Annotated in this window: 19 protein-coding genes and 1 other RNA gene; 10 read left to right on the top strand and 10 right to left on the bottom strand. The window is 55.3% G+C overall.

Annotated elements, in window-relative coordinates; all coding sequences use genetic code 11:
• Window positions 1-134 precede the first annotated feature (134 nt).
• From pflB to garL, 9 genes are all read right to left on the bottom strand, one after another.
• The gene (gene pflB / locus ACMGG3_RS15265) at window positions 135-2,429 is read right to left on the bottom strand and encodes a formate C-acetyltransferase (RefSeq protein ID WP_414149293.1); all 2,295 of its coding nucleotides are present in this window, start codon (window positions 2,427-2,429) and stop codon (window positions 135-137) included.
• A gap of 15 nt (window positions 2,430-2,444) precedes the next feature.
• The gene (gene tdcD / locus ACMGG3_RS15270; protein WP_032679027.1) at window positions 2,445-3,653 is read right to left on the bottom strand and encodes a propionate kinase; all 1,209 of its coding nucleotides are present in this window, start codon (window positions 3,651-3,653) and stop codon (window positions 2,445-2,447) included.
• A 30-nt stretch (window positions 3,654-3,683) separates the two neighbouring features.
• Window positions 3,684-5,015 (bottom strand): threonine/serine transporter TdcC, encoded by a 1,332-nt coding sequence (gene tdcC, locus ACMGG3_RS15275; protein ID WP_014171741.1) that lies wholly within the window; start codon window positions 5,013-5,015, stop codon window positions 3,684-3,686.
• A 10-nt stretch (window positions 5,016-5,025) separates the two neighbouring features.
• A complete protein-coding gene (gene tdcB / locus ACMGG3_RS15280; RefSeq protein WP_032679736.1) occupies window positions 5,026-6,015 on the bottom strand; it encodes a bifunctional threonine ammonia-lyase/L-serine ammonia-lyase TdcB in 990 nt (329 codons plus the stop codon).
• Window positions 6,016-6,131: 116 nt separating this feature from the next.
• Window positions 6,132-7,052 (bottom strand): transcriptional regulator TdcA, encoded by a 921-nt coding sequence (gene tdcA / locus ACMGG3_RS15285; RefSeq protein ID WP_014171743.1) that lies wholly within the window; start codon window positions 7,050-7,052, stop codon window positions 6,132-6,134.
• A 1,126-nt stretch (window positions 7,053-8,178) separates the two neighbouring features.
• An RNA gene (gene rnpB / locus ACMGG3_RS15290) (RNase P RNA component class A) lies at window positions 8,179-8,557 on the bottom strand.
• Window positions 8,558-8,589: 32 nt separating this feature from the next.
• Window positions 8,590-9,735, bottom strand: a complete 1,146-nt coding sequence (gene garK, locus ACMGG3_RS15295) for a glycerate 2-kinase (protein WP_078774133.1) — start codon at window positions 9,733-9,735, stop codon at window positions 8,590-8,592.
• A 60-nt stretch (window positions 9,736-9,795) separates the two neighbouring features.
• Window positions 9,796-10,686, bottom strand: coding sequence for a 2-hydroxy-3-oxopropionate reductase (gene garR, locus ACMGG3_RS15300; protein WP_041162871.1), 891 nt, complete (start codon window positions 10,684-10,686; stop codon window positions 9,796-9,798).
• A 21-nt stretch (window positions 10,687-10,707) separates the two neighbouring features.
• Window positions 10,708-11,478 carry a 2-dehydro-3-deoxyglucarate aldolase gene (gene garL, locus ACMGG3_RS15305; protein ID WP_049023349.1) on the bottom strand — a complete coding sequence of 257 codons (771 nt, stop codon included), beginning with the start codon at window positions 11,476-11,478 and terminating at the stop codon, window positions 10,708-10,710.
• A 407-nt stretch (window positions 11,479-11,885) separates the two neighbouring features.
• On the opposite strand from garL, the gene garD reads away from it, so the two are divergent.
• Window positions 11,886-13,457, top strand: a complete 1,572-nt coding sequence (gene garD / locus ACMGG3_RS15310; protein WP_414149294.1) for a galactarate dehydratase — start codon at window positions 11,886-11,888, stop codon at window positions 13,455-13,457.
• 34 nt (window positions 13,458-13,491) lie between these two features.
• Here garD and ACMGG3_RS15315 read toward each other — a convergent pair whose 3' ends face one another.
• Window positions 13,492-14,301, bottom strand: a complete 810-nt coding sequence (locus ACMGG3_RS15315) for a DeoR family transcriptional regulator (protein ID WP_044858550.1) — start codon at window positions 14,299-14,301, stop codon at window positions 13,492-13,494.
• A gap of 251 nt (window positions 14,302-14,552) precedes the next feature.
• Here ACMGG3_RS15315 and kbaZ point away from each other — a divergent pair, with 251 nt between their 5' ends.
• From kbaZ to malX, 9 genes are all read left to right on the top strand, one after another.
• Entirely contained in the window at window positions 14,553-15,848 is a 1,296-nt protein-coding gene (gene kbaZ / locus ACMGG3_RS15320) for a tagatose-bisphosphate aldolase subunit KbaZ (protein ID WP_187290412.1), read from the top strand.
• A 19-nt stretch (window positions 15,849-15,867) separates the two neighbouring features.
• The gene (gene agaV, locus ACMGG3_RS15325; protein ID WP_014171751.1) at window positions 15,868-16,341 is read left to right on the top strand and encodes a PTS N-acetylgalactosamine transporter subunit IIB; all 474 of its coding nucleotides are present in this window, start codon (window positions 15,868-15,870) and stop codon (window positions 16,339-16,341) included.
• A gap of 10 nt (window positions 16,342-16,351) precedes the next feature.
• Window positions 16,352-17,131, top strand: a complete 780-nt coding sequence (agaW, locus tag ACMGG3_RS15330; RefSeq protein ID WP_020883559.1) for a PTS N-acetylgalactosamine transporter subunit IIC — start codon at window positions 16,352-16,354, stop codon at window positions 17,129-17,131.
• Window positions 17,121-17,999, top strand: coding sequence for a PTS N-acetylgalactosamine transporter subunit IID (gene agaE, locus ACMGG3_RS15335; protein WP_025202940.1), 879 nt, complete (start codon window positions 17,121-17,123; stop codon window positions 17,997-17,999). Before agaW ends, agaE begins: the two co-directional genes overlap by 11 nt.
• A 15-nt stretch (window positions 18,000-18,014) precedes the next feature.
• Complete coding sequence (gene agaF / locus ACMGG3_RS15340) at window positions 18,015-18,449, top strand: PTS galactosamine/N-acetylgalactosamine transporter subunit IIA (protein WP_020883557.1); 435 nt, start codon at window positions 18,015-18,017, stop codon at window positions 18,447-18,449.
• Entirely contained in the window at window positions 18,446-19,579 is a 1,134-nt protein-coding gene (gene nagA, locus ACMGG3_RS15345; RefSeq protein ID WP_414149295.1) for an N-acetylglucosamine-6-phosphate deacetylase, read from the top strand. Before agaF ends, nagA begins: the two co-directional genes overlap by 4 nt.
• Before the next feature lie 246 nt (window positions 19,580-19,825).
• Window positions 19,826-20,977 carry an SIS domain-containing protein gene (locus ACMGG3_RS15350; protein WP_414149296.1) on the top strand — a complete coding sequence of 384 codons (1,152 nt, stop codon included), beginning with the start codon at window positions 19,826-19,828 and terminating at the stop codon, window positions 20,975-20,977.
• A 12-nt stretch (window positions 20,978-20,989) separates the two neighbouring features.
• Window positions 20,990-21,862 carry a tagatose-bisphosphate aldolase subunit KbaY gene (kbaY, locus tag ACMGG3_RS15355; protein WP_014171757.1) on the top strand — a complete coding sequence of 291 codons (873 nt, stop codon included), beginning with the start codon at window positions 20,990-20,992 and terminating at the stop codon, window positions 21,860-21,862.
• Window positions 21,863-21,980: 118 nt separating this feature from the next.
• Window positions 21,981-23,552: a maltose/glucose-specific PTS transporter subunit IIBC gene (gene malX, locus ACMGG3_RS15360; RefSeq protein WP_414149297.1), complete on the top strand. Its 1,572-nt coding sequence runs from the start codon at window positions 21,981-21,983 to the stop codon at window positions 23,550-23,552.
• Window positions 23,553-23,564: the final 12 nt, after the last annotated feature.

Consider the following 23,564-nt stretch of genomic DNA (forward strand, 5'->3'; position numbering starts at 1 on the left):
CTGTTTCAGGGAAAAAGCAGGCGCATTGTTTTTCAGAAGCGGATGAAGATGTGTGAGTAATTATATAAACATTTTTGTATGTTCCGCGGACAAAAAAGCCCCCTTAACCAAAGGGGGCCTGCTTCAGACGACGATCACAGTGCCTGGGTAAACGTCCTTGAGATCACGTCCTGCTGCTGCTCGCGCGTCAGCGCATTAAAGCGCACCGCATACCCTGAGACACGAATGGTCAGGTTGGGATAGTTCTCCGGGTGCTCAATCGCCTCCATCAGCATCTCCCGGTTCATGACGTTAACGTTGAGGTGCTGTCCCCCCTCAATGGCCGCTTCGTGGTGGAAATACCCGTCCAGCAGCCCTACAAGGTTGGTTTTGCGCACCCTCTCATCCTTGCCCAGCGCCTGAGGCACAATGGAGAAGGTGTAAGAGATCCCGTCTTTCGCATAGGTAAACGGCAGCTTAGCGACGGAGGTTAACGAGGCCACCGCCCCTTTCCTGTCTCGTCCGTGCATCGGGTTCGCGCCCGGTGCGAATGGCGTACCGCCGCGGCGTCCGTCCGGCGTATTGCCGGTTTTCTGGCCGTAGACCACATTCGACGTAATGGTCAGGATCGACTGGGTCGGCACCGCGTTTCGGTAGGTCGGCAGCGCCTGAATTTTCTTCATAAAGCGTTCCACCAGGTCACAGGCAATGCTGTCCACACGGTCATCATTGTTACCGTACTGCGGGTAGTCCCCTTCAATCACAAAATCGACCGCCAGGCCGGTATGGTCGCGTACGGGTTTTACCGTGGCGTATTTGATGGCGGACAGCGAGTCCGCCGCCACCGACAGCCCGGCGATACCGCAGGCCATGGTGCGGTAAACGTCCCGGTCGTGCAGCGCCATCAGTGAGGCTTCGTAGCTGTACTTATCGTGCATGTAATGAATGAGATTCAGCGCGCTAATGTACTGCACCGCCAGCCAGTCCATAAAGTGATCCAGGCTCGCCATCACGGTGTCGTAATCCAGCACCTCATCCAGCAGCGGCGCGGTTTTCGGCCCGACCTGGATCTTCAGCTTCTCATCCATCCCGCCGTTGATCGCATACAGCAGCGTTTTCGCCAGGTTAGCACGGGCGCCAAAGAACTGCATTTGCTTGCCGATCACCATCGGGCTGACGCAGCAGGCAATGGCGTAGTCGTCGCTGTTGAAATCCACGCGCATCAGGTCGTCGTTCTCATACTGCAGCGACGAGGTGTCGATCGACATCTGTGCAGCGTACTTCTTGAATGCGACGGGCAGTTGTTCGGACCACAGGATCGTCAGGTTTGGCTCCGGTGCGGGTCCCATCGTGTGCAGGGTATGCAGGTAACGGAAGCTGTTTTTGGTGACCAGCGTGCGGCCATCCAGCCCCATTCCGCCAATCACTTCGGTGGCCCAGACAGGATCGCCGGAGAAGAGCGTGTCGAACTCCGGAGTACGCAGGAAGCGCACCATGCGGATCTTCATGATGAAATGATCGATCAGTTCCTGCGCCTGGATCTCACTCAGGCGACCCGCCTGCATATCGCGCTCGAGATAAATATCCAGGAACGAGGCCGTGCGTCCCAGCGACATCGCCCCGCCGTTCTGGGATTTCACCGCGGCCAGATAGGCAAAGTAAACCCACTGTACCGCTTCCTGCGCATTCATCGCCGGGCGAGAAATATCGAAGCCATAGTTCGCTGCCATCTGCTGGATCTGCAGCAGTGCGCGTTTGTGTTCCGCCAGCTCTTCACGCAGGCGGATCGTCGCCTCCAGATCTTCACCCCGTTCGAGTTTGCCCTGCAGATCCGCGAACTGGCGCTCACGCTCGTGCACCAGATAGCGGATGCCGTACAGCGCCACGCGGCGGTAATCGCCGATGATGCGCCCGCGTCCGTAGCCGTCCGGTAGCCCGGTCAGCACGCCTGATTTACGGCAGCGCATCATCTCGGGGGAGTAAACGTCAAAGACACCCTGATTATGGGTTTTGCGGAGTTCGGTAAAAAGATATTCGAACTGTGGATCCATCTCGCGGCCATAGGCTTCGAATGAACTGCGGATCATATTGATCCCGCCGTACGGATGCAGCGCACGTTTGAGCGGCTTATCGGTTTGCAGGCCGACGATCGTCTCCAGCTGCTGGTCAATATAGCCCGGTCCGTGGGCCGTGATGGTAGTGGCAATGTTGGTATCAAAATCCACCGGCGCATGGGTGGCATTCTCCTGACGAATGCCCACCATTACCTTCTCCCAGAGCGCCGTCGTTGCTGGCGTCGCCTGCGCGAGGAAAGTTTCGTCGCCTTCATAAGGGGTATAGTTATGCTGAATAAAATCGCGCACGTTGACGGTGTCTTTCCATTCTTCACCGCGAAACCCGGCCCATGCGTCGCTGTAAGGGGCAACGCGCGTATCGATTGCTACTTTCATGAATTTCTCGCTCTGTCAGGCATAAGCCGCAGCCGGAGTGACCTTCCCAAGACGGAGGGCATCCAGCGCGATCATTTTTTCTTCGTTGGTTGGGATCACCGCGCAGGCCACGCGGGACGAATCGGTGGTGATCACACGCTCACCTGCGCTGCCCGGCAGGGCATTTTTGGCTTCATCGAGGGTGATGCCAAAGACGGCCAGGTGTTCCGCCACCAGGGTGCGGATCAGTCTGGAGTTCTCACCAATCCCGCCGGTGAACACCACACCGTCCAGGCGGTGTAACGACGCCGCGTGCCCGGCAATATGCCGTGCGATACGGTGAACAAAGGTCTGGATCGCCAGCTGTGCCCGCTGATGTCCCTCATGCCAGGCCTTTTCGAGGGCTCGCAGATCGGAGGATATTCCCGAGATCCCCAGCAGGCCGGACTCTTTATTGACGACGCGTTCCAGATCCTCAAATGACTGTCCGGTCTGTTGGGCTATCCAGGCCATGGCGCCGAAATCAACGTCGCCACAGCGGGTCCCCATGATCAGCCCTTCCAGCGGCGTCATGCCCATGGAGGTATCCACGCTCTCACCATTGCGTACCGCGCAGATGGATGCCCCGTTGCCGAGATGGGCAATCACCAGCCCGCTGTCCTCAGGCGAAATCCCGAGCAAGGCATGCGCCTGCCCGGCAACGTAGCGGTGGGACGTCCCGTGGAAGCCATAGCGCCGCACGCCAAGCTCTTCAAAATAGCGGTACGGCAGCCCGTACAAATAGGCCTGCGGGGCCAGCGTCTGGTGGAAGCTGGTGTCAAACACCGCCACCTGCTGTATGCCCGGAAACAGGCGTTCGGCTGCCTCGACGCCGCTTAAGTTGGCGTAATTATGCAGCGGCGCCAGCGAGGAAACCTGACGGATCTGCTCAATAACCTGTTCCGTGATAAGGGTCGACTCGCTGAAGAGGTCGCCGCCGTGCGCAATACGATGGCCAATCAGGGCCACGCTGCTCATCAGGTCACGCTTCTCCAGCTCCAGGGCGATGGCAGCCAGCGCCCCTTCGTAGTCATGGTGAGCCAGTCTGGCTGGCTCACCCCCGTTCACGGAAATAAAGGCTTTTTCAGTGTTAATCCCGTCTGCAATGCCCGTCATCAGGGCATCACAGCTGCTGGCATCGAGTACTGAAAACTTAACAGAGGACGATCCGCAGTTAATAACCAATACAACCGGAAACTCAATCATGGTGTTACTCCGCTCTTCCTGAGCCAGGGTTTAGAACAGTTTGTAGACGATGTTCAGGATGGTCAGCAGGCCCACAACCGTGACGAAGATGTTCTCGGGTCTGCCCTTATATTTCGCCATTGCCGGCGCTTTACGAATGGCATACATCGGCAACAGGCACAGCAGAGAGGCGATGATTGGCGCCCCCATGGCTTCGATAAGGTCAAGAATGTTCGGGTTGGCATAGGCAACGACCCAGGTCGACCCCATGATGAATACCATGCTGATGGTGTTCAGTTTGCCCACGGAGACTTTCTTCTTATCGCCTTTATAACCGAACTTCAGGATCAGGCCGTTCAGCCCTTCCAGCGTGCCCAGATAGTGGCCGAAGAAGGATTTGAAGATAGCGACCAGCGCAATGATGGAGGCACCGTATTCCAGCACCGTGGCAAACGTTGATTTAGTGCCTGACATGGTCGCAAAGTGGTTCGCCAGGTAAGAGAGCACGGGAATATTCTGCGCTTTGGCATCGGCCATGTTCTGCGGCGAGAGCGTGAACAGGCAGCTAAAGGCGAAGAACATCACCACCGCGACCATCAGTAAGCTGGCGCGACCGATAATTTTGGAACATTTCTGCTCGGTAAACGCTTTACCGAACTCGGGTTCGTACTCTTCACGTTTAGAGACCACAAACGAGGAGACGATGGGCGAGAAGTTGAAGGAGAAGACCATGATGGAGATCCCCAGCCAGACCGTCACCAGAATGCCGTCATGCCCGGTAAACGCAATATCGCTCAGGTTGACCTGGTCAATCACCGACGAGTTCCAGTAAGGGATCAGCGACAGGGAAATCAGCACCAGGCTGGCAATAAACGGGAACACCAGGAAGCTCATCACCTTCACCATCAGGTCTTTACCAAACCAGATAACAAAGGCCATCAGCAGCAGCAGGAACAGCGCCACCACGCCGCGGTTAAGCGCGGGCAGCTGGAGCTGGTTTTCCCAGAAGGTCATAAAGGTGTTCGTAATGGTGACGCCGTAAATCCACAGCAGCGGGCAAATGGCGAAGAAGTAGAGGAACGTAATCACCACCCCACCGGTCTTACCAAAATGCTCTTCCACCGTTTCGGTGATGTTGCCAGACACGTTACTGCCGGACAGACACAGGCGTGCCAGCGCCCGGTGGCAATAAAACGCAATCGGGAAAGCGAGAACCAGCATCAGCAGGATAGGAATCAAGCCGCCGAAGCCTGCGCGAATCGGGAAGAACAGCACACCTGCGCCAATGGCGGTTCCAAACAGGCCAAGCGTCCAGGTGGTATCAGACTTACGCCAGGAGGACGTTTTTGTCTGGCCAACGATAATGCTTTCTGTGTTGCTCATAGGTCATCCTTTATGCGTCAACGAAGCCGGTAATTTGGGATACGCGGGAGAGATCGATATTGCCGCCGGAAATAATGCAGACGGTTTTACGACCCTGAATATAGTGATCAAGCTTGCCGCTTAATAACGCCGCACAGGCCAGTGCGCCAGCACCTTCTGTAACCACTTTATTTCTCTGAATGAGGGCAATCATGCTGTTACGAATATCGTCTTCGCTGACCAGCACAATGTCATCGACTAATTCGCGAACAATCTCGAAGGTTAATTTACCCGGACGAGACACATCACATCCGTCGGCTAGTGTACCGGTAACGCGGTGGTTAATGATTTCTCCTGCCTGATACGATGCGGCCATTCCATGTACGTTTTCAGACTGCACGCCGATAATATTAATGGTCGGGTTGATGGATTTAATGGCCGTTGCAATTCCGGCAATTAAACCGCCACCGCCGATGGGTACAATCACGTTATCCACATCATACAAATCTTCGAGAATTTCCAGACCAATGGTGCCCTGGCCGGCAATCACTTTCGGATCGTCATACGGCGGGATAAAAATGCGCCCTTCCAGCTCCACGATTTCGCTGACTTTGGCGATGGTGTCGTTGAAGTTTTCGCCGTGCAGCACCACTTCAGCCGAGTAGTCACGGGTGGCGGCGACTTTAGATTTCGGCGCGCCCATCGGCATGACCACTTTGCCGTCGATACCGAGCATTGCACAGGAGAGCGACACGCCCTGCGCGTGGTTGCCTGCAGAACAGGCGACCACGCCTTTACGTTTTTCAGCTTCGGTCAGCGAACTTAATTTATTAAACGCACCGCGGATCTTGAAGGAGCCAGTACGCTGCATATTTTCAAACTTCAGGAATATCTCACCTTTACAGCGTTCGCTGAGATAATTTGAGCGCGGCATGCCGGTTTTATATATTTTGCCTGCCAGTCGTTTTCTGGCGTCCTGAATATCTTCAATGGTCACCGGGAGATCGTAGGTAATATGCATAATATCCTCGTTATAATAATTCATTTTCTTCAGGCAAAGTCAGGGTATCAGAGCACGGATAAAATAAGCTCTGGGTGTTTTTAAAAATGTTAACGCGTTATCAGAGGGTTATTTAATCATCGTCGTCTTTCACTGGTCAGTGACGCGTATTGTTTTGCCAGTTCGACTAATACTGACGCCGATTTCTTAATTCTGTAATTTTTTGACCACACGGCGGCATAACGCGCTATGGGTAATTCATCTTCCACCGGCAGTACAATAAACTGGTCGGAACCGAATGGCGCAATCATGTCGCGGGGAATAACCGTCAGGTAATCGGCATTCAGGACAAGGTTATAAATGGTCACGACGGAATCGGTCTGGACGATGTTTTCAATGCTGATGTGATTGTCTTGCAGAGTGGTCAGAAGTTCTTTGTAGTAGCCCATATCGGTTTGCGGCATCACCCACTGTTCATCCGTGAGTGATGCCAGGGTAGTCGAGCCGGTGCACGTTCGTGATTTGTTGGCTACCAGGACAAACTCAGACTCAAACAGCGGCTCGACGTGAAGATCCTGCAGCAGCATTTCATCACTTAATGTGCCGATGGCAAAATCCAGCCGGCCGTCGCGAATGGCCGGCAGGAAAGAGGACAGCTGAGCTTCGTACATCGAGACGCGCGCTTTCGGGAACACTTCCTTGAATTTTTTGATCATTTCGGACAGGAAGGTGAAGCCAATGAGCGACGGGTAACCAAATGAGACATCCATGACGGTACTGAAACTGAGGCTGTTAATCTCGCTCACCATGTTTTTCATCTCACGGGTGATCGACTCAGAGTACGAGAGTAATACCTGGCCTGCCGCAGTCAGTTTAACGCCGGTGTTTTTGCGCACCATGACTTCAACGCCAAAGTAAGATTCGATATCGCTGATAATTTTGCTGACGGCAGGTTGCGTCAGGCCCAGTTGTCTTGCAGCAGAACCAATGGAGCCACTTTTAATGACTTCCTGAAATACCACGAGGTGCTGTGTTTTCGGTAGAATAATAGTGTTCATAATATTCTGCGCTTATTTCCCTATGACGGGGTGGATTCTACTCAATATGGCTGACGGGGGTATGTGCTGTTACTCACAATTTGCTTTTTCACACCCTTAATCAGCATAACGACAACCCTTTAAAACACCTTATTATCAATGAGTTACATTAAAATAAATACGCCATAACGCTGATATTGATCAACAAAAAGAGCAGTAATAAATTTATTTTATGGCGATAACACAGGTAAATTTTTCGGCGTTAAAAAAATCGATAAAGACTATCTTTCAGGCAATTAAAGATTAATAAATAACCGTTATTCGTTTAAAACATTCTTTCAATTTATCAAATTTGTCTGGGGTGATTTTGCTGACTTTCGGGAAACAGTGGAATGCATCACACATTCATGGGCTAAATGTTTTTGAATTCAATATACATATATCAAATAAGAAAACATTCACGATCATAAAAGCAACATTCATAACAAATTAACAATACTGCAGAATCAGGATTATTTAGCGCGAAATTTTGTGATTGCGATCGTCAGCAGATGCTAAAAAGACACAGAAGGGGTGGAAGCAGTGAAATGTGCTTAATGTCGCAAATATGATAATTGATGTCGTGTGAGCGATGCATCAGGTGGCACTTGCTTGCAATTTCTAAGGCCGATAAAAGAAAAAACCCGCCGAAGCGGGGTTTTGTAAAAAGTTGAAGCTGACCGATAAGCCGCGTTCTTTCATAGAAAGCGGAGTGGACAGTCATTCATCTCATTTAGCGCAGATAGCAAAAACCCCGCCGAAGCGGGGTTGTGTAAAAAGCTGGAGCTGACCGATAAGCCGCGTTCTTTCATAGAAAGCGGAGTGGACAGTCATTCATCTCGTTTAGCGCAGATAGCAAAAACCCCGCCGAAGCGGGGTTTTGTAAGAAGTTGAAGCTGACCGATAAGCCGCGTTCTTTTATAGAAAGCGGAGTGGACAGTCATTCATCTCATTTAGTGCAGATAGCAAAAACCCCGCCGAAGCGGGGTTTTGTAAGAAGTTGAAGCTGACCGATAAGCCGCGTTCTTTCATAGAAAGCGGAGTGGACAGTCATTCATCTCGTTTAGCGCAGATAGCAAAAACCCCGCCGAAGCGGGGTTTTGTAAGAAGTTGAAGCTGACCGATAAGCCGGGTTCTGTCGTGGACAGTCATTCATCTAGGCCAGCAATCGCTCACTGGCTCAAGCAGCCTACCCGGGTTCAGTACGGGCCGTACCATGTGAACCCCTATTTGGCCTTGCTCCGGGTGGAGTTTACCGTGCCACGGACTGTTGCCAGCCGCGCGGTGCGCTCTTACCGCACCCTTTCACCCTTACCTGATCCCGCTTGCGCGGGCCATCGGCGGTTTGCTCTCTGTTGCACTGGTCGTGGGTTTCCCCCCCAGGCGTTACCTGGCACCCTGCCCTATGGAGCCCGGACTTTCCTCCCCTCCGCCCGTCTCCCCCCGAAAGGGGACGACGACGAAGCGGCGACTGTCTGGTCAGCTTCGGCGCGCAGTATAGAGGGTTTGTGCCCCGCTGTCACCCTTGGGCGTGCATCCCTATCTGCAAAGTGGCGGCGATATTGCGCGAGGCGCGGTAAATATTGTCAAACGCCCCACGGTAAGCCTCTTCCAGCGACTCGACGCGGCTCAGCACGCTGAATACCGCGTCGATGCCATACTGATGCACGACCCCCACATCCCGGGTCAGACTGCCGGCAATGCCGATCACCGGCTTATGGTATTTTTTGGCGATACGGGCGATACCGACGGGCACTTTGCCCTGAATGCTCTGGCTGTCAATGCGCCCTTCGCCCGTCAGTACTAGCGTGCAGTCGTGAATATGTTCTTCGAGGTTAAGTGCCTGGGTGACAATCTCAATACCGCTCTTCAGTTCCGCGCCGAGAAAGGCCATCAGGGCCGCCCCCATGCCCCCCGCTGCACCCGCACCGGGAACCTGTTTCACGTCAATTCGCAGAGATTTTTTTATCACATCGGCATAGTGGCTGAGGTTAGCGTCGAGAGTGAGGATCATCTCCTCTGTCGCCCCTTTTTGCGGGCCAAAGATACGGGAAGCGCCTCTCTCGCCAACCAGCGGATTCGTGACGTCGCACGCGACGTGGATTGTGCAATCTTTTATCCTGGCGTCGAGGCCGGAGAGATCGACGCTGTTGAGCGCCATCAGGCTGCCGCCGCCATAACCCATTTCAGTACCGTTGGCATCGCGGAGCGTGGCCCCCAGCGCCTGCATCATTCCGGCGCCGCCGTCGTTGGTGGCACTGCCGCCAATGCCGATAATGATATGTCGGGCACCTTTATCCAGCGCGCTGAGAATAAGCTCCCCGGTACCCCGGGACGTGGTGACGAGCGGGTTACGTTGGGTGGCCGGGACCAGTGCCAGGCCGCTGGCGGCGGCCATCTCAATAAATGCCGTGCTGCCATCGCCGGACATGCCCCAGCGGGCGTTAACCTGTTCACCCAACGGGCCCGTGACCCTGGCATGCTGTTCTGTGCCCTGGGTGGCGGCGATCATCGCGTCAACCGTACCTTCCCCGCCGTCAGCAACCGGCACCGAAACATAAAGTGCATCGGGGAAAATTTCCCGAAATCCTTTTTCAATCGCCTGAGCAACCCCGGAGGCAGAAAGGCTTTCTTTCCAGGAATCTGGCGCGATTACGATTTTCATAGTTGTCGCCTGTTACCGCACTCGGCAAAAATAGCGGACGCGTTCCCGCGTCCGTTTTTATTAGCGAGAGACTTCCACCTTCGCCAGTTTTTCGTAGTAGCACGCAATCGCGCTGTGGTCGGCAGTGCCCAGACCATCCGCGCGCAGGGCCTGCATCATCTCCATGACGGCGGCGGTCAGCGGCAGCTGCGCGCCCACGCCGTGGGAGGTATCCAGGGCATTCGCCAGATCTTTAATGTGCAGGTCGATTCTAAAACCGGGCTTGAAGTTACGATCCATCACCATGGGCGCTTTGGCATCCAGCACGGTGCTGCCCGCCAGGCCGCCACGGATCGCCTGATACACCAGATCAGGGTTAACGCCCGCTTTGGTGGCCAGCGTCAGCGCTTCCGACATTGCGGCAATGTTCAGCGCCACAATCACCTGGTTTGCCAGCTTGGTGACGTTACCCGCCCCGATATCGCCGGTATGCACCACGGAGCCCGCCATGGCTTTCATCAGGTCGTAGTATTTATCAAAAACAGCTTTGTCGCCGCCAACCATCACCGACAGGGTGCCGTCGATGGCTTTGGGCTCTCCGCCGCTGACCGGGGCATCCAGCATATCGACGCCCTTCGCGTTTAGCGCCTCACTGATTTCACGGCTTGCCAGCGGCGCGATAGAACTCATGTCAATCACCACCAGGCCGGGTTTGGCACCGTCAATGATGCCGTTCTCCCCCAGGGCCACCTCTTTCACATGCGGGGAGTTTGGCAGCATGGTGATAATGACATCACACTGCTCAGCAATCGCTTTGGCGCTTGCTGCGGTTTCTGCACCTGCGGCAATCACCTCGGCCACGGCTTGCGGATTATGGTCTGCAACCACCAGGGAGTAACCTGCTTTGATGAGGTTTTTACTCATGGGTTTACCCATGATCCCAAGGCCAATAAAACCCACTTTCAGCGTCATAATTCGTTTCCTCAATGATGGTTATTTTTTAAAGGCGTCCGCTAACTTCTGCGTGGCCGAGCGGAATACGCCGAGGTCGCTACCGACGGCAACGAAGGTCGCTCCCCACTCCAGATAGCGACGGGCATCAGCCTCAACCGGCGCCAGAATGCCGCACGGTTTGCCGTGCGCGTTGGCACGGGCAAAGATGTGCTGAATAGCGCGCTGCACCTCCGGATGACCCGCATTGCCCAGATGGCCGAATGCCGCAGCAAGATCGCTTGGACCAACGAAGATGCCATCCACACCGTCGGTGGCAGCGATAGCGTCGACGTTATCGACCCCCTGCTGGCTCTCAATCTGTACCAGGATGGTGATGTTGCTGTTGGACTGTGCGAAGTAGTCCGGGACGGTGCCAAACATGTTAGCGCGATGGGAAACGGAGACCCCGCGGATCCCTTCCGGCGGATAACGTGTTGACGCCACGGCCTGCACCGCCTCCTCTTCCGTTTCCACAAACGGGATCAGGAAGTTGTAAAACCCAATATCCAGCAGACGTTTGATGATTACCGGCTCGTTGGTCGGGACGCGAACCACCGGCGCGCTATGGCTCCCTTTGAGCGCCATTAACTGCGGAATAAAGGTGCTGATATCGTTCGGCGCATGTTCGCCGTCCAGCACCAGCCAGTCGAAACCGGCCAGGCCCAGTACTTCGGTGCTGATGGGGCTTGCCAGCGCGGACCAGCAGCCAATCTGGATCTGGTGCGCCGCGAGGGCCGCTTTAAACTTATTCGGGAAGATATCATTATTCATCACGTTTACCTTTTTAATTCCGCAGTCTTATTCAGGTTCATATTTATATTTTCAGACGCAGCGTCAGCGTTATATTTATTTCCTGACATAATTTAGGCGTTATAAAATCGTCATTCAGTATAATCCTCACGTCATGACAGCACATTGTTTTAATGCTCAAGCATTGAGGCGTGTTTTGATAATATTTTGAGCATATGCACAACGTGATGGGCGCTGATGCACAGAATCAGGCATTGCTGGCCGGGTGGCATCTGCGCCGGGTTTAAGGAGCGATCGGGATCACATTTTGATATCTCGTCTCCTGACATTCTTTATTGACTCAAGCCGCGTCTTTATTTCTGCGATAAGAAAATAAACATCCCCTGGCTGCATTTACTATCAGACATTTTGCTGGAGAATATTGAACAATGGCCGACATTGAAATTCGACAAGCGTCGCCGACGGCGTTCTATATCAAAGTTCACGACACGGATAATGTGGCGATAATTGTTAACGACAACGGTCTAAAAGCGGGCACCCGTTTCCCGGATGGGCTGGAGCTGACTGAACATATTCCGCAGGGGCATAAAGTCGCTCTGGTGGATATCCCGGCCCACGGTGAAATCGTGCGGTATGGCGAAGTTATCGGGTATGCGGTTCGCGCCATTCCTCAGGGGAGCTGGATCGAGGAGTCGCTGGTTGAGCTACCCGAAGCGCCGCCGCTGAACACGCTCCCCCTGGCCACCCGGGTTCCTGAGCCACTGCCCCCGCTTGAAGGGTACACATTCGAAGGGTACAGGAATGCGGACGGCAGCGTAGGTACCAAGAATCTGCTCGGTATCACCACCAGCGTGCACTGTGTGGCAGGCGTGGTGGATTACGTGGTGAAAATCATTGAGCGCGACCTGCTGCCGAAATACCCGAATGTCGACGGCGTGGTAGGTCTGAACCATCTGTACGGCTGCGGCGTGGCCATCAATGCTCCGGCGGCCGTGGTACCGATTCGTACCATCCATAACATCGCTCTGAACCCGAATTTCGGTGGCGAAGTGATGGTCATTGGTCTGGGTTGCGAAAAGCTGCAGCCAGAGCGTCTGCTGCAGGGCACCGAAGATGTGAATGCCATTCCGGTCGACGAGGCCAGCATTGTTCGTTTACAGGATGCGCATCACGTCGGATTCCGTTCAATGGTTGACGATATCCTTCAGGTGGCGGAGCGCCATCTGGAAAAACTGAACCAGCGCCAGCGCGAGACCTGCCCGGCGTCAGAACTGGTGATAGGCACCCAGTGCGGCGGCAGCGATGCGTTTTCAGGCGTCACGGCGAACCCGGCGGTGGGCTATGCTTCGGATCTGTTTGTCCGCTGTGGCGCCACGGTGATGTTCTCCGAAGTGACAGAAGTGCGTGATGCCATCCATCTGCTCACCCCACGCGCCATCAATGAAGAGGTGGGCAAACGCCTGCTTGAGGAGATGGCCTGGTACGATAACTATCTCGACATGGGACAAACCGATCGCAGCGCCAACCCCTCTCCGGGCAATAAAAAAGGCGGTCTGGCGAACGTGGTGGAAAAAGCCCTCGGCTCGATTGCCAAATCCGGCCAGAGCGCCATAGTTGAAGTGCTCTCCCCGGGCCAGCGCCCCACCAGACGCGGCCTGATTTACGCCGCGGCCCCTGCCAGCGACTTCGTCTGTGGCACACAGCAGGTGGCATCCGGCATTACGGTGCAGGTCTTTACCACCGGGCGCGGCACGCCGTACGGGCTGATGGCGGTACCGGTGATTAAAATGGCCACCCGTACCGAGCTGGCAAACCGCTGGTATGACCTAATGGACATCAACGCGGGCACCATTGCCACTGGCGAAGAGAGTATCGAGGATGTCGGCTGGAAGCTGTTCCACTTCATTCTGGACGTGGCAAGCGGCCGTAAGAAGACATTCTCCGATCAATGGGGATTACATAACCAGCTGGCGGTGTTTAACCCGGCACCGGTGACGTGACCGTTCTCCCCCTCTCCCGAAGAGAGGGGGCAACTTATCCCTTCACCAACACCACATCTATCCCACTCTTACGCAGCCCTTCCAGGCTCTCAGGCGGAATCCCTTCATCGACGATAATCATGTCGATTCTCTGGGTATCGATGATTTTATGCAGGCTCGAACGGTTGAATTTGCTGGAGTCAGTGACCACGATAATACGCTCTGCCACCTCGCACATCCGCCGGTTCAGTCGGGCTTCATCTTCATTGTGGGTACTGACGCCGCGATCGAGGTCGATGGCGTCGACCCCCAGAAAAAGCAGATCAAAGTGGTAATTCTGTAAGGACTGCTCAGCCTGATCGCCGTAAAAAGATTGTGACTGGCGGCGCAAGTGCCCACCGGTCATCAGCAGCTCCACCCCTTCCGCTTCCAGTAATGCATTCGCCACGTTCATTCCGTTGGTCATGGCAATCACATCCGTGTGCTGACGCAGCATACGGGCGATTTCAAACGTTGTGGTTCCGGAATCCAGAATGATGCGATGACCCGGCTTCACCAGCGCGGCGGCGGCCTGCGCGATACTGCGCTTAACTGCAGTATTGAGCGAACTTTTGTCCTCCACGGAGGGTTCATTGCCAGGCGCATTGCCTTCACAAATCAGCGCTCCGCCATAAGCACGAACGGCAATGCCCTGCTTCTCAAGAAACGCCAGGTCGTTACGGATCGTCACCGTGGAAACGCCATATAAATGAGAAAGATCGTTAACCTGCACGCTTCCCTGTGCCCGCAACCGCTGAATGATCTGCTCTCGCCTTTCACTGGTGCCGGTGACGCGCTTCTCCGCGGGTGAATCGGTGCTGCTCATGCGAGCTCCTTAATAAATGGTCTTTCGTTTCATTTCGTTTTGTCTATTAACGCCTTTCTTTTATGGGAATGCAAGCCCTGCCTGCTTCCAGTCAGCGCACTCTCCCGTCGCTGAAACCTTTCATTATGTTTCTTTTGTGAAACAGATCGGAAAACTATTATCTTTCGTTTTATTTTTATACCACCATGATGCAGGATTAAATGAAACAAAACGAAAGATGAAAACCATCACCATCCGAAATGGAGAGGAAAGTGAAACATCTGACAGAAATGGTGGAACAACATAAACGGGGGAATGCGAACGGGATTTATGCCGTTTGTTCCGCACATCCACTGGTACTTGAAGCCGCAATTCGTTACGCCCAACTGCATCACACGCCGCTGCTGATTGAAGCCACCTCTAATCAGGTGGATCAATTTGGCGGTTACACCGGTATGACGCCCGCCGATTTTCACGGGTTCGTCTGTAAGCTGGCGGAATCCCTTGGTTTTCCGACATCGCAACTGATCCTCGGCGGCGATCATTTAGGGCCAAACCGCTGGCAAAACCTGCCTGCCCGGCAGGCGATGGCGAATGCCGAAGAGCTGATCAGAAGCTATGTCGCTGCCGGGTTTAAAAAGATCCACCTCGACTGCAGCATGTCCTGCGAAGACGATCCGGTTCCGTTAACCGACGCCATCGTTGCCGAGCGCGCGGCGCGCCTGGCGAAAATTGCGGAGAAAACCAGCCTGGCGCACGCTGATGTCGCTGACCTGGTCTATGTCATCGGTACGGAAGTGCCGGTTCCGGGCGGCGCGCATGAAACGCTCACCGAGCTTTCCGTCACGACCCCAGAAGCCGCGCGTGCCACCCTTGAAGCTCACCGCCACGCGTTCGAGAAAGAAGGGTTAAGCGACATCTGGCCACGCATTATTGGCCTGGTGGTTCAGCCTGGCGTTGAGTTTGACCACGCACATGTGTGTGACTATCAACCGCAAAACGCCGTCGCCCTGAGCCATATGGTTGAAGCTTACGACACGCTGATATTTGAAGCGCACTCTACCGACTACCAGACACCGCAGGCGCTGCGCCAGCTGGTGAAAGATCACTTCGCCATCCTCAAAGTTGGCCCGGCACTGACCTTTGCCCTGCGTGAAGCGTTGTTCTCGCTGGCCGCCATTGAAGAAGAGTTGCTGCCTGCAAAAGCCTGTTCGGGCCTGCGTCATGTCCTGGAAAACGTGATGCTCGATCGCCCCGAATACTGGCAAAGCCATTATCACGGTGATGGCAATGCGCGACGCCTGGCACGCGGGTATAGCTACTCCGATCGGGTGCGCTATTACTGGCCGGACAGCCAGATCGACGAAGCCTTTGCGCGACTGGTACGCAACCTGGCAGACGAACCGATCCCGCTGCCGCTGATCAGCCAGTACCTGCCGTTGCAGTACAGCAAAGTTCGCGAGGGTGCTCTCAAGTCGACACCACGGGACCTCATCCTCGACCACATTCAGGACATACTCCAGCAGTACCATGCCGCCTGCGAAGGCGTAACGACTCAAAACGCATAATTAAAAAGAGGAAAACGCTATGCCAAACATTGTCTTATGCCGCATCGATGAACGCCTGATCCACGGTCAGGTAGGTGTGCAATGGGTTGGGTTTGCGGGGGCCAACCTGGTGCTGGTCGCTAATGATGAAGTCGCTGAGGATCCGGTTCAACAAAACCTGATGGAGATGGTGCTCGCAGAAGGGATCGCCGTGCGTTTCTGGTCGCTGCAAAAAGTGATCGACAACATTCATCGCGCTGCCGAGCGCCAGAAAATTCTGCTGGTCTGCAAATCACCCGCGGATTTTCTGACGCTGGTCGAAGGCGGCGTGCCCATCACCCGTATCAACGTAGGAAACCTGCATTACGCCAGTGGCAAAAAACAAATTGCCAAAACGGTCTCTGTCGATGCGAACGATATCGCCGCATTTAACGGCCTGAAAGCCGCCGGAGTGGAATGCTTCGTTCAGGGTGTTCCGACTGAGACTGCTTTGGATCTCTTTAAACTGCTCTGAGGGATTCACAATGGAAATTAGTCTCTTGCAGGCATTCGCGCTGGGCATTCTCGCCTTTATCGCGGGCCTGGATATGTTTAACGGGTTAACACACATGCACCGCCCGGTGGTGCTCGGGCCGCTGGTTGGCCTCATTCTGGGCGATCTGCACACCGGTATTTTAACGGGCGGTACGCTGGAGCTGGTCTGGATGGGGCTGGCTCCGCTGGCCGGCGCGCAACCGCCAAACGTCATTATCGGCACGATTGTCGGCACTACTTTCGCGATCAGCACCGGTGTGAAGCCGGATGTCGCCGTTGGGGTCGCCGTCCCGTTTGCGGTTGCGGTACAGATGGGGATCACTTTCCTGTTCTCCGTCATGTCCGGGGTGATGTCCCGCTGTGACCGCATGGCAGCCAATGCGGACACGAACGGCATCGAAAGGGTCAACTATCTGGCACTGCTGGCGCTCGGTATCTTCTATTTTCTGTGTGCCTTCCTGCCGATCTACTTTGGCGCTGAACACGCGAAAACCGCCATTGATGTGCTGCCGGAACGTCTGATTGACGGCCTCGGCGTCGCCGGCGGCATCATGCCCGCGATTGGCTTCGCCGTATTGCTGAAAATCATGATGAAAAACGTCTATATCCCTTACTTTATCATCGGCTTTGTTGCCGCAGCCTGGTTGAAACTGCCGGTGCTGGCGATTGCCGCGGCCGCGCTGGCAATGGCGCTGATTGACCTGATGCGTAAATCGCCTGAACCGGCGACACCTGCAGCTCAGAAAGAGGAATTCGAAGATGGCATCTAATCAAACTACGCTGCCTGGCGTTTCTGACCACGAAGAGACGCTGCTCACGGGCGTGAATGAAAACGTCTATGAAGATCAACATATTGGTGCCGAGCTGACGAAAAAGGATATTAACCGTGTCGCCTGGCGTTCGATGCTGCTGCAGGCCTCGTTTAACTATGAACGTATGCAGGCTTCCGGCTGGCTGTATGGCCTCCTGCCCGCGCTGAAAAAGATCCATACCAACAAGCGGGATCTGGCCCGCGCCATGAAAGGCCATATGGGCTTCTTCAATACGCATCCATTTCTGGTGACATTTGTCATTGGCATCATCCTGGCGATGGAACGCTCCAAGCAGGATGTCAACAGTATCCAGAGCACCAAGATTGCCGTGGGGGCACCGCTTGGCGGCATTGGCGATGCCATGTTCTGGCTTACGCTATTGCCAATTTGCGGCGGGATCGGCGCAAGCCTTGCCCTGCAAGGCTCCATACTGGGTGCGGTGGTCTTTATTGTGCTGTTTAACGTAGTGCATCTTGGCCTGCGTTTTGGCCTGGCACATTACGCCTACCGGATGGGTGTGGCAGCCATCCCGCTGATTAAAGCCAATACCAAAAAGGTCGGCCATGCGGCTTCCATCGTGGGGATGACGGTCATTGGCGCGCTGGTGGCAACCTACGTACGTCTCAACACCACGCTTGAAATCAAGGCCGGGGATGCGGTGGTCAAGCTGCAAGCCGACGTTATCGACAAACTGATGCCCGCTTTCCTGCCGCTGGTCTATACCCTGACCATGTTCTGGCTGGTTCGTCGCGGCTGGACCCCACTGCGCCTGATCGGTATCACCGTGGTGCTGGGGGTTGTCGGTAAGTTCTGTCACTTCCTGTAAAGCAAAGAGGTCGCAATGTTAGGCATTATTTTGACGGGTCACGGCGGGTTTGCCAGCGGGCTTGAACAGGCGATGAAACAAATCCTCGGCGAGCAGCCGCAGTTTATCGCCATCGATTTTCCTGAAAGCTCCACCACCGCGCGGCTGACTGCGCAGCTTGAACAGGCAGTCAGTGAACTGGACGGGCAGCACGATATTGTGTTTCTCACCGATCTACTCGGGGGGACGCCGTTTCGGGTGGCATCAACGCTCGCCATGAAAAGACCCGGCAGCGAAGTGATTACCGGTACAAACCTGCAGCTGTTACTTGAGATGGTACTGGAGCGCGACGGGTTAAGCAGCGAAGCCTTTCGCCTGCAGGCCCTGGAATGCGGGCATCGCGGCCTGACCAGCCTGGTGGATGAGCTGGGGCGCTGTCGTGAGGAAGCCCCCGCTGAGGAAGGGATATGAGTCAGGTGCTGCGCGCGCGTCGTCTGCTGACCGAGCAGGGCTGGCTGGACGATCACCAGCTACGCATGGAGAGCGGAATTATCACCGCCATCGAGCCGATCCCAGCTGGCGTGCATGCCCGGGATGCCGACCAGCTTTGCCCGGCGTATATCGATACCCACGTTCACGGTGGCGCGGGTGTGGACGTGATGGATGATGCCCCAGAGGTGCTGGACACGCTGGCGATGCATAAAGCGCGTGAAGGCACAGGGGCTTTTTTACCGACGACCGTCACCGCACCGCTGGAGACTGTCCACCGGGTGCTCGCACGCATCGCCCGGCGCTGTATGTCCGGGGGTCCTGGCGCGCAGATACTGGGCAGCTATCTTGAAGGTCCCTATTTTACGCCACAGAACAAAGGGGCACATCCGCCTGCGCTGTTTCGTGAACTGGATGTCAGCGAACTGGACTCGCTGATTGAAGTATCGCAACACACCCTCAGGGTTGTCGCTCTGGCACCGGAGAAACCCGGTGCGTTGCAGGCCATTCGCCACCTTAAGCAGCGTGGGATACGGGTCATGCTCGGCCACAGCGCCGCGACGTACGATCAAACGCTTGCCGCTTTTGAGGCGGGCGCTGATGGGCTGGTGCACTGTTATAACGGCATGACCGGGCTCCATCATCGTGAACCCGGTATGGTCGGTGCAGGCTTGACGGACCCGCGGGCATGGCTGGAACTGATTGCCGACGGGCATCACGTTCACCCGGGTGCTTTGCGGCTGTGCACCTGCTGTGCCAAAGAGCGGATCGTTCTGATTACCGATGCCATGCAGGCCGCAGGGATGCCCGACGGACGTTACAGGCTGTGTGGCGACGAGGTCAACATGCACGCTGGGGTGGTACGCACCGCTTCCGGTGGGCTTGCAGGCAGCACGCTGTCTCTCGATGCCGCCGTGCGCAATATGGTGGCGCAGGCGGGAATAACGCCAGCGGATGCGATCCATATGGCCTCGCTGCACCCTGCCCGCTTGCTGGGTATTGATCACCAGCTCGGTTCCTTAAAACCGGGCAAGCGTGCCAATATGATTGCGCTGGATGAAGGTTTCCACCTTCAGCAGATCTGGATCCAGGGTTTGGCTCTCCCCCTTTAGACCTTTCATTGTCCCGTTATTGGGCCTTGCGGCAAGCGATCGCAAGGTCTTTCTTTTCCTTTCCTTAATCATTGCCTTTTCTTTGCCGATCACACTTTTCGTTTTATTTCTTTTCTTTCATTGAACTTTCGATTTCTTTTCTATAGATTTTATTTAACTGCTTAAGTGAACAAGTGAAACGAAACGAAAGATAGCGACACGTTTGCCAGCGTCTGATGTGGAATTCACACGACTAAGGACTGAGTTATGTCAGAAACCAACACTACCGCCACCACCACCGGCACATGGACCGAAGAAGAGATCCGCCAGCAACCTGCCAGCTGGATCCGCTCACTCAACAATATCGATAATCTGCGCGCGTCGATCGATAACTTCCTGACGCCGCTGCTGCGCAAGCACGAGCTACGGATCGTGTTGACGGGGGCAGGCACCTCGGCCTTTATCGGCGACATCATTGCGCCCTGGCTCGCCAGCCACACCGGGAAAAACATTACCGCCGTACCGACGACCGATCTGGTCACGAATCCGATGGACTACCTGAGCGCCGCACACCCGCTGCTGCTGGTGTCGTTTGCCCGTTCCGGCAATAGTCCGGAAAGCGTAGCCGCCGTTGAACTGGCAAACCAGTGTGTGCCGGAGTGCTACCACCTGTCGATCACCTGTAATGAGGCGGGAAGCCTTTATCAGACCGCGGTAAACAGCGATAACGCATATGCGCTGCTGATGCCTGCCGAAACACACGATCGCGGGTTCGCGATGACCAGCAGCATTACCACCATGATGGCAAGCTGCCTGGCAGTCTTCGCCCCGGAAACGATCAACAGCCACACCTTCCGCGATGTGGCCGATCGCTGCCAGACGATCCTCACGTCACTGGGCGATTTCAGCCAGAGCGTCTTTGGCAACGATCCGTGGAAAAGGATCGTCTATCTGGGAAGCGGGGGGCTGCAGGGGGCCGCTCGTGAATCGGCGCTGAAGGTGCTGGAGCTGACGGCAGGCAAGCTGGCGGCGTTCTACGATTCCCCAACAGGTTTCCGTCATGGCCCTAAATCGCTGGTGGATCGCGAAACACTGGTGGTGGTGTTTGTCTCCAGCCACCCCTATACGCGGCAGTACGATCTGGATCTGCTTGCTGAGCTGCGCCGCGATCGTCAGGCCATGCGCGTGGTGGCCATTGCCGCCGAAACCGATCCGGTCGTTGAGGCTGGCCCGCATATCCTGCTGCCCCCTGCCCGCACGTTTATCGATATGGAGCAGGCCTTCTGCTTCCTGATGTACGCCCAGGTCTTTGCCCTGTCCCAGTCACTTCGTGTGGGCAATACCCCGGATACACCGTCCGCCAGCGGCACGGTTAACCGTGTCGTGCAGGGCGTCGTTATTCATCCGTGGCAGGCTTGAGAGGATCCGATCATGAGTATTATTTCGACAAAATATCTTCTGCTGGACGCCCAGGCGAAAGGCTACGCCGTACCGGCGTTCAATATCCATAACGCGGAGACGATCCAGGCGATCCTCGAAGTGTGTAGTGAAATGCGATCGCCGGTGATCCTCGCGGGCACGCCGGGCACCTTTAAGCACATTGCCCTGGAAGAGATCTACGCCCTGTGCAGCGCGTACTCCACCACTTACGACATGCCGCTGGCGCTGCACCTCGATCATCACGAATCGCTCGACGACATTCGTCGCAAAGTTAACGCGGGCGTGCGCAGCGCGATGATCGACGGCAGCCACTATCCGTTTGAGCAAAACGTAAAGCTGGTGAAATCAGTGGTCGACTTCTGCCACCTCAACGATTGCAGCGTTGAAGCCGAACTGGGCCGCCTGGGCGGCGTGGAAGATGACATGAGCGTGGACGCTGAAAGCGCGTTTCTGACCGACCCGCAGGAAGCGAAACGCTTCGTTGCGCTGACTGGCGTCGACAGCCTGGCTGTGGCCATCGGAACCGCCCACGGTCTTTATACCAAACGGCCAAAAATCGACTTTCGACGGCTGGCTGAAATCCGCGACGTGGTGAGTGTACCGCTGGTGCTGCACGGGGCGAGTGATGTGCCGGATGACGATGTTCGCCGCACCATAGAGCTGGGCGTCTGCAAAGTGAACGTGGCAACCGAGCTAAAAATTGCGTTCTCTGGCGCCGTTAAGGCCTGGTTTGCTGAGAACCCGCAGGGCAACGATCCGCGTTTCTACATGCGGGTTGGCATGGATGCCATGAAAGACGTGGTCAGAAGCAAAATCACCGTGTGCGGCTCGGCGAACCGATTGCTGCTCCCGGCGGAAGCCTGATCTCATCGCATAGAACATCAATAACTCAAAAATAACTATAAGCCTCGCAAATATGAAGGCGCGTCCTTAAGCCAGACAGCGCCTTCCATTACGATAAATAATTCCGAGGAGTCCCTACATGACACAGGAAAAGTCGTTTAAATCGAAAGCGTGGGAGTTTTTTCAGAGCCTGGGAAAGACCTTTATGTTCCCGGTCTCCCTTCTGGTCTTTATGGGGTTATTGCTGGGTATCGGTAGTTCTGTTACCAGCCCCTCCACCCTCAAAAGTTTCCCCTTTCTGGGCGGCGAATTAACTCAGCTCACCTTTGGCTTTATTGCCATGGTTGGCGGCTTCGCCTTTACCTATCTTCCCCTCATGTTTGCCATGGCGATCCCAATGGGGCTGGCCAGACGCAACAAAGCAGTGGGCGCTTTTGCCGGGTTTGTTGGCTATATGCTGATGAACATGAGCATCAATTATTACCTGATTGCGACCCACCAGCTTGCCGATGCCGCCTCCATGAGACAAGTCGGGCAATCGATGGTGCTGGGCATTCAAACCCTGGAGATGGGTGTGCTGGGCGGTATCGTGGTTGGGGTCATTACCTTTTTCCTGCACGAGCGTTTTCAGGACACCGTTTTACACGACGCGTTCGCCTTCTTTAGCGGCATTCGTTTTGTGCCGATTATCACCGCCCTCACCCTCTCACTGGTGGGGCTGTTTATTCCCCTGCTGTGGGAGTACGTTGCGCTGGGCATTACCGGGATTGGCCATATTATCCAGAGCACCAGCGTGTTCGGCCCGTTCCTCTACGGCGTGGGGGTACTACTGCTCAAACCCTTTGGCCTGCACCATATTTTGCTGGCGATGGTGCGCTTCACGCCCGCGGGCGGTGTTGAGATGGTCAATGGTCATGAAGTCGCCGGGGCGCTGAACATTTTCTACGCCGAACTGAAAGCGGGTCTGCCGTTCAGCCCGCACGTTACCGCGTTCCTGTCGCAGGGCTTTATGCCGACCTTTATCTTCGGCTTACCGGCAGTGGCATACGCCATCTATCGCACAGCACGCCCGGAAAACCGCCCGGTGATTAAAGGCCTGCTGCTCTCCGGCGTGCTGGTCTCCGTCGTCACCGGGATCTCCGAGCCAATTGAATTCCTGTTCTTGTTTATCGCCCCTGCCCTTTACGCCTTCCATATTGTGATGTCGGGCCTGGCCCTGATGGTCATGGCTCTGCTGGGGGTGACCATCGGCAACACCGACGGCGGCATTCTGGACCTGCTTATCTTCGGGGCCATGCAAGGGATGTCGACCAAATGGTATCTGGTATTCCCGGTAGGCATTGCCTGGTTTGCCCTCTACTTCTTCGTCTTCCGCTGGTACATCCTCAAACACGATATTAAAACGCCGGGCCGTGAAGTGGACACCCAGGGTGCACAGCAGGCCGTCGAGGCCAATACCCGGGCACGCGGAAAATCGAAATACGATCATGGGCTTATCCTACGTGCGCTCGGCGGTAAAGAGAACATCGAGTCGCTTGATAATTGCATTACCCGGCTGCGTCTGGTGGTGAAAGACATGAGTCTCATCGACCAGCAGGCGTTAAAAGAAGCCGGTGCATTGTCCGTCGTGGTGCTGGATGCGCACAGCGTCCAGGTGATCATCGGCCCGCAGGTGCAAAGCGTAAAAACCGGCATTGAAGCCTTAATTTAACAGGGGGTTGTG

This window comes from Enterobacter sp. BNK-18 (assembly GCF_047456135.1).
Taxonomy (GTDB): Bacteria; Pseudomonadota; Gammaproteobacteria; order Enterobacterales; family Enterobacteriaceae; genus Enterobacter; species Enterobacter ludwigii.

What these genes read in the sequence shown, in the direction of transcription:
- garD (WP_414149294.1), top strand. Translation starts at nt 11,886, where the DNA reads ATGGCCGACATTGAAATTCGACAAGCGTCGCCGACGGCGTTCTATATC.
- tdcB (WP_032679736.1), bottom strand. Translation starts at nt 6,015, where the DNA reads ATGCATATTACCTACGATCTCCCGGTGACCATTGAAGATATTCAGGAC.
- agaE (WP_025202940.1), top strand. Translation starts at nt 17,121, where the DNA reads ATGGCATCTAATCAAACTACGCTGCCTGGCGTTTCTGACCACGAAGAG.
- garR (WP_041162871.1), bottom strand. Translation starts at nt 10,686, where the DNA reads ATGACGCTGAAAGTGGGTTTTATTGGCCTTGGGATCATGGGTAAACCC.
- tdcD (WP_032679027.1), bottom strand. Translation starts at nt 3,653, where the DNA reads ATGATTGAGTTTCCGGTTGTATTGGTTATTAACTGCGGATCGTCCTCT.
- kbaY (WP_014171757.1), top strand. Translation starts at nt 20,990, where the DNA reads ATGAGTATTATTTCGACAAAATATCTTCTGCTGGACGCCCAGGCGAAA.
- ACMGG3_RS15350 (WP_414149296.1), top strand. Translation starts at nt 19,826, where the DNA reads ATGTCAGAAACCAACACTACCGCCACCACCACCGGCACATGGACCGAA.
- agaF (WP_020883557.1), top strand. Translation starts at nt 18,015, where the DNA reads ATGTTAGGCATTATTTTGACGGGTCACGGCGGGTTTGCCAGCGGGCTT.
- ACMGG3_RS15315 (WP_044858550.1), bottom strand. Translation starts at nt 14,301, where the DNA reads ATGAGCAGCACCGATTCACCCGCGGAGAAGCGCGTCACCGGCACCAGT.
- agaV (WP_014171751.1), top strand. Translation starts at nt 15,868, where the DNA reads ATGCCAAACATTGTCTTATGCCGCATCGATGAACGCCTGATCCACGGT.
- agaW (WP_020883559.1), top strand. Translation starts at nt 16,352, where the DNA reads ATGGAAATTAGTCTCTTGCAGGCATTCGCGCTGGGCATTCTCGCCTTT.
- tdcC (WP_014171741.1), bottom strand. Translation starts at nt 5,015, where the DNA reads ATGAGCAACACAGAAAGCATTATCGTTGGCCAGACAAAAACGTCCTCC.
- malX (WP_414149297.1), top strand. Translation starts at nt 21,981, where the DNA reads ATGACACAGGAAAAGTCGTTTAAATCGAAAGCGTGGGAGTTTTTTCAG.
- nagA (WP_414149295.1), top strand. Translation starts at nt 18,446, where the DNA reads ATGAGTCAGGTGCTGCGCGCGCGTCGTCTGCTGACCGAGCAGGGCTGG.
- tdcA (WP_014171743.1), bottom strand. Translation starts at nt 7,052, where the DNA reads ATGAACACTATTATTCTACCGAAAACACAGCACCTCGTGGTATTTCAG.
- pflB (WP_414149293.1), bottom strand. Translation starts at nt 2,429, where the DNA reads ATGAAAGTAGCAATCGATACGCGCGTTGCCCCTTACAGCGACGCATGG.
- garL (WP_049023349.1), bottom strand. Translation starts at nt 11,478, where the DNA reads ATGAATAATGATATCTTCCCGAATAAGTTTAAAGCGGCCCTCGCGGCG.
- garK (WP_078774133.1), bottom strand. Translation starts at nt 9,735, where the DNA reads ATGAAAATCGTAATCGCGCCAGATTCCTGGAAAGAAAGCCTTTCTGCC.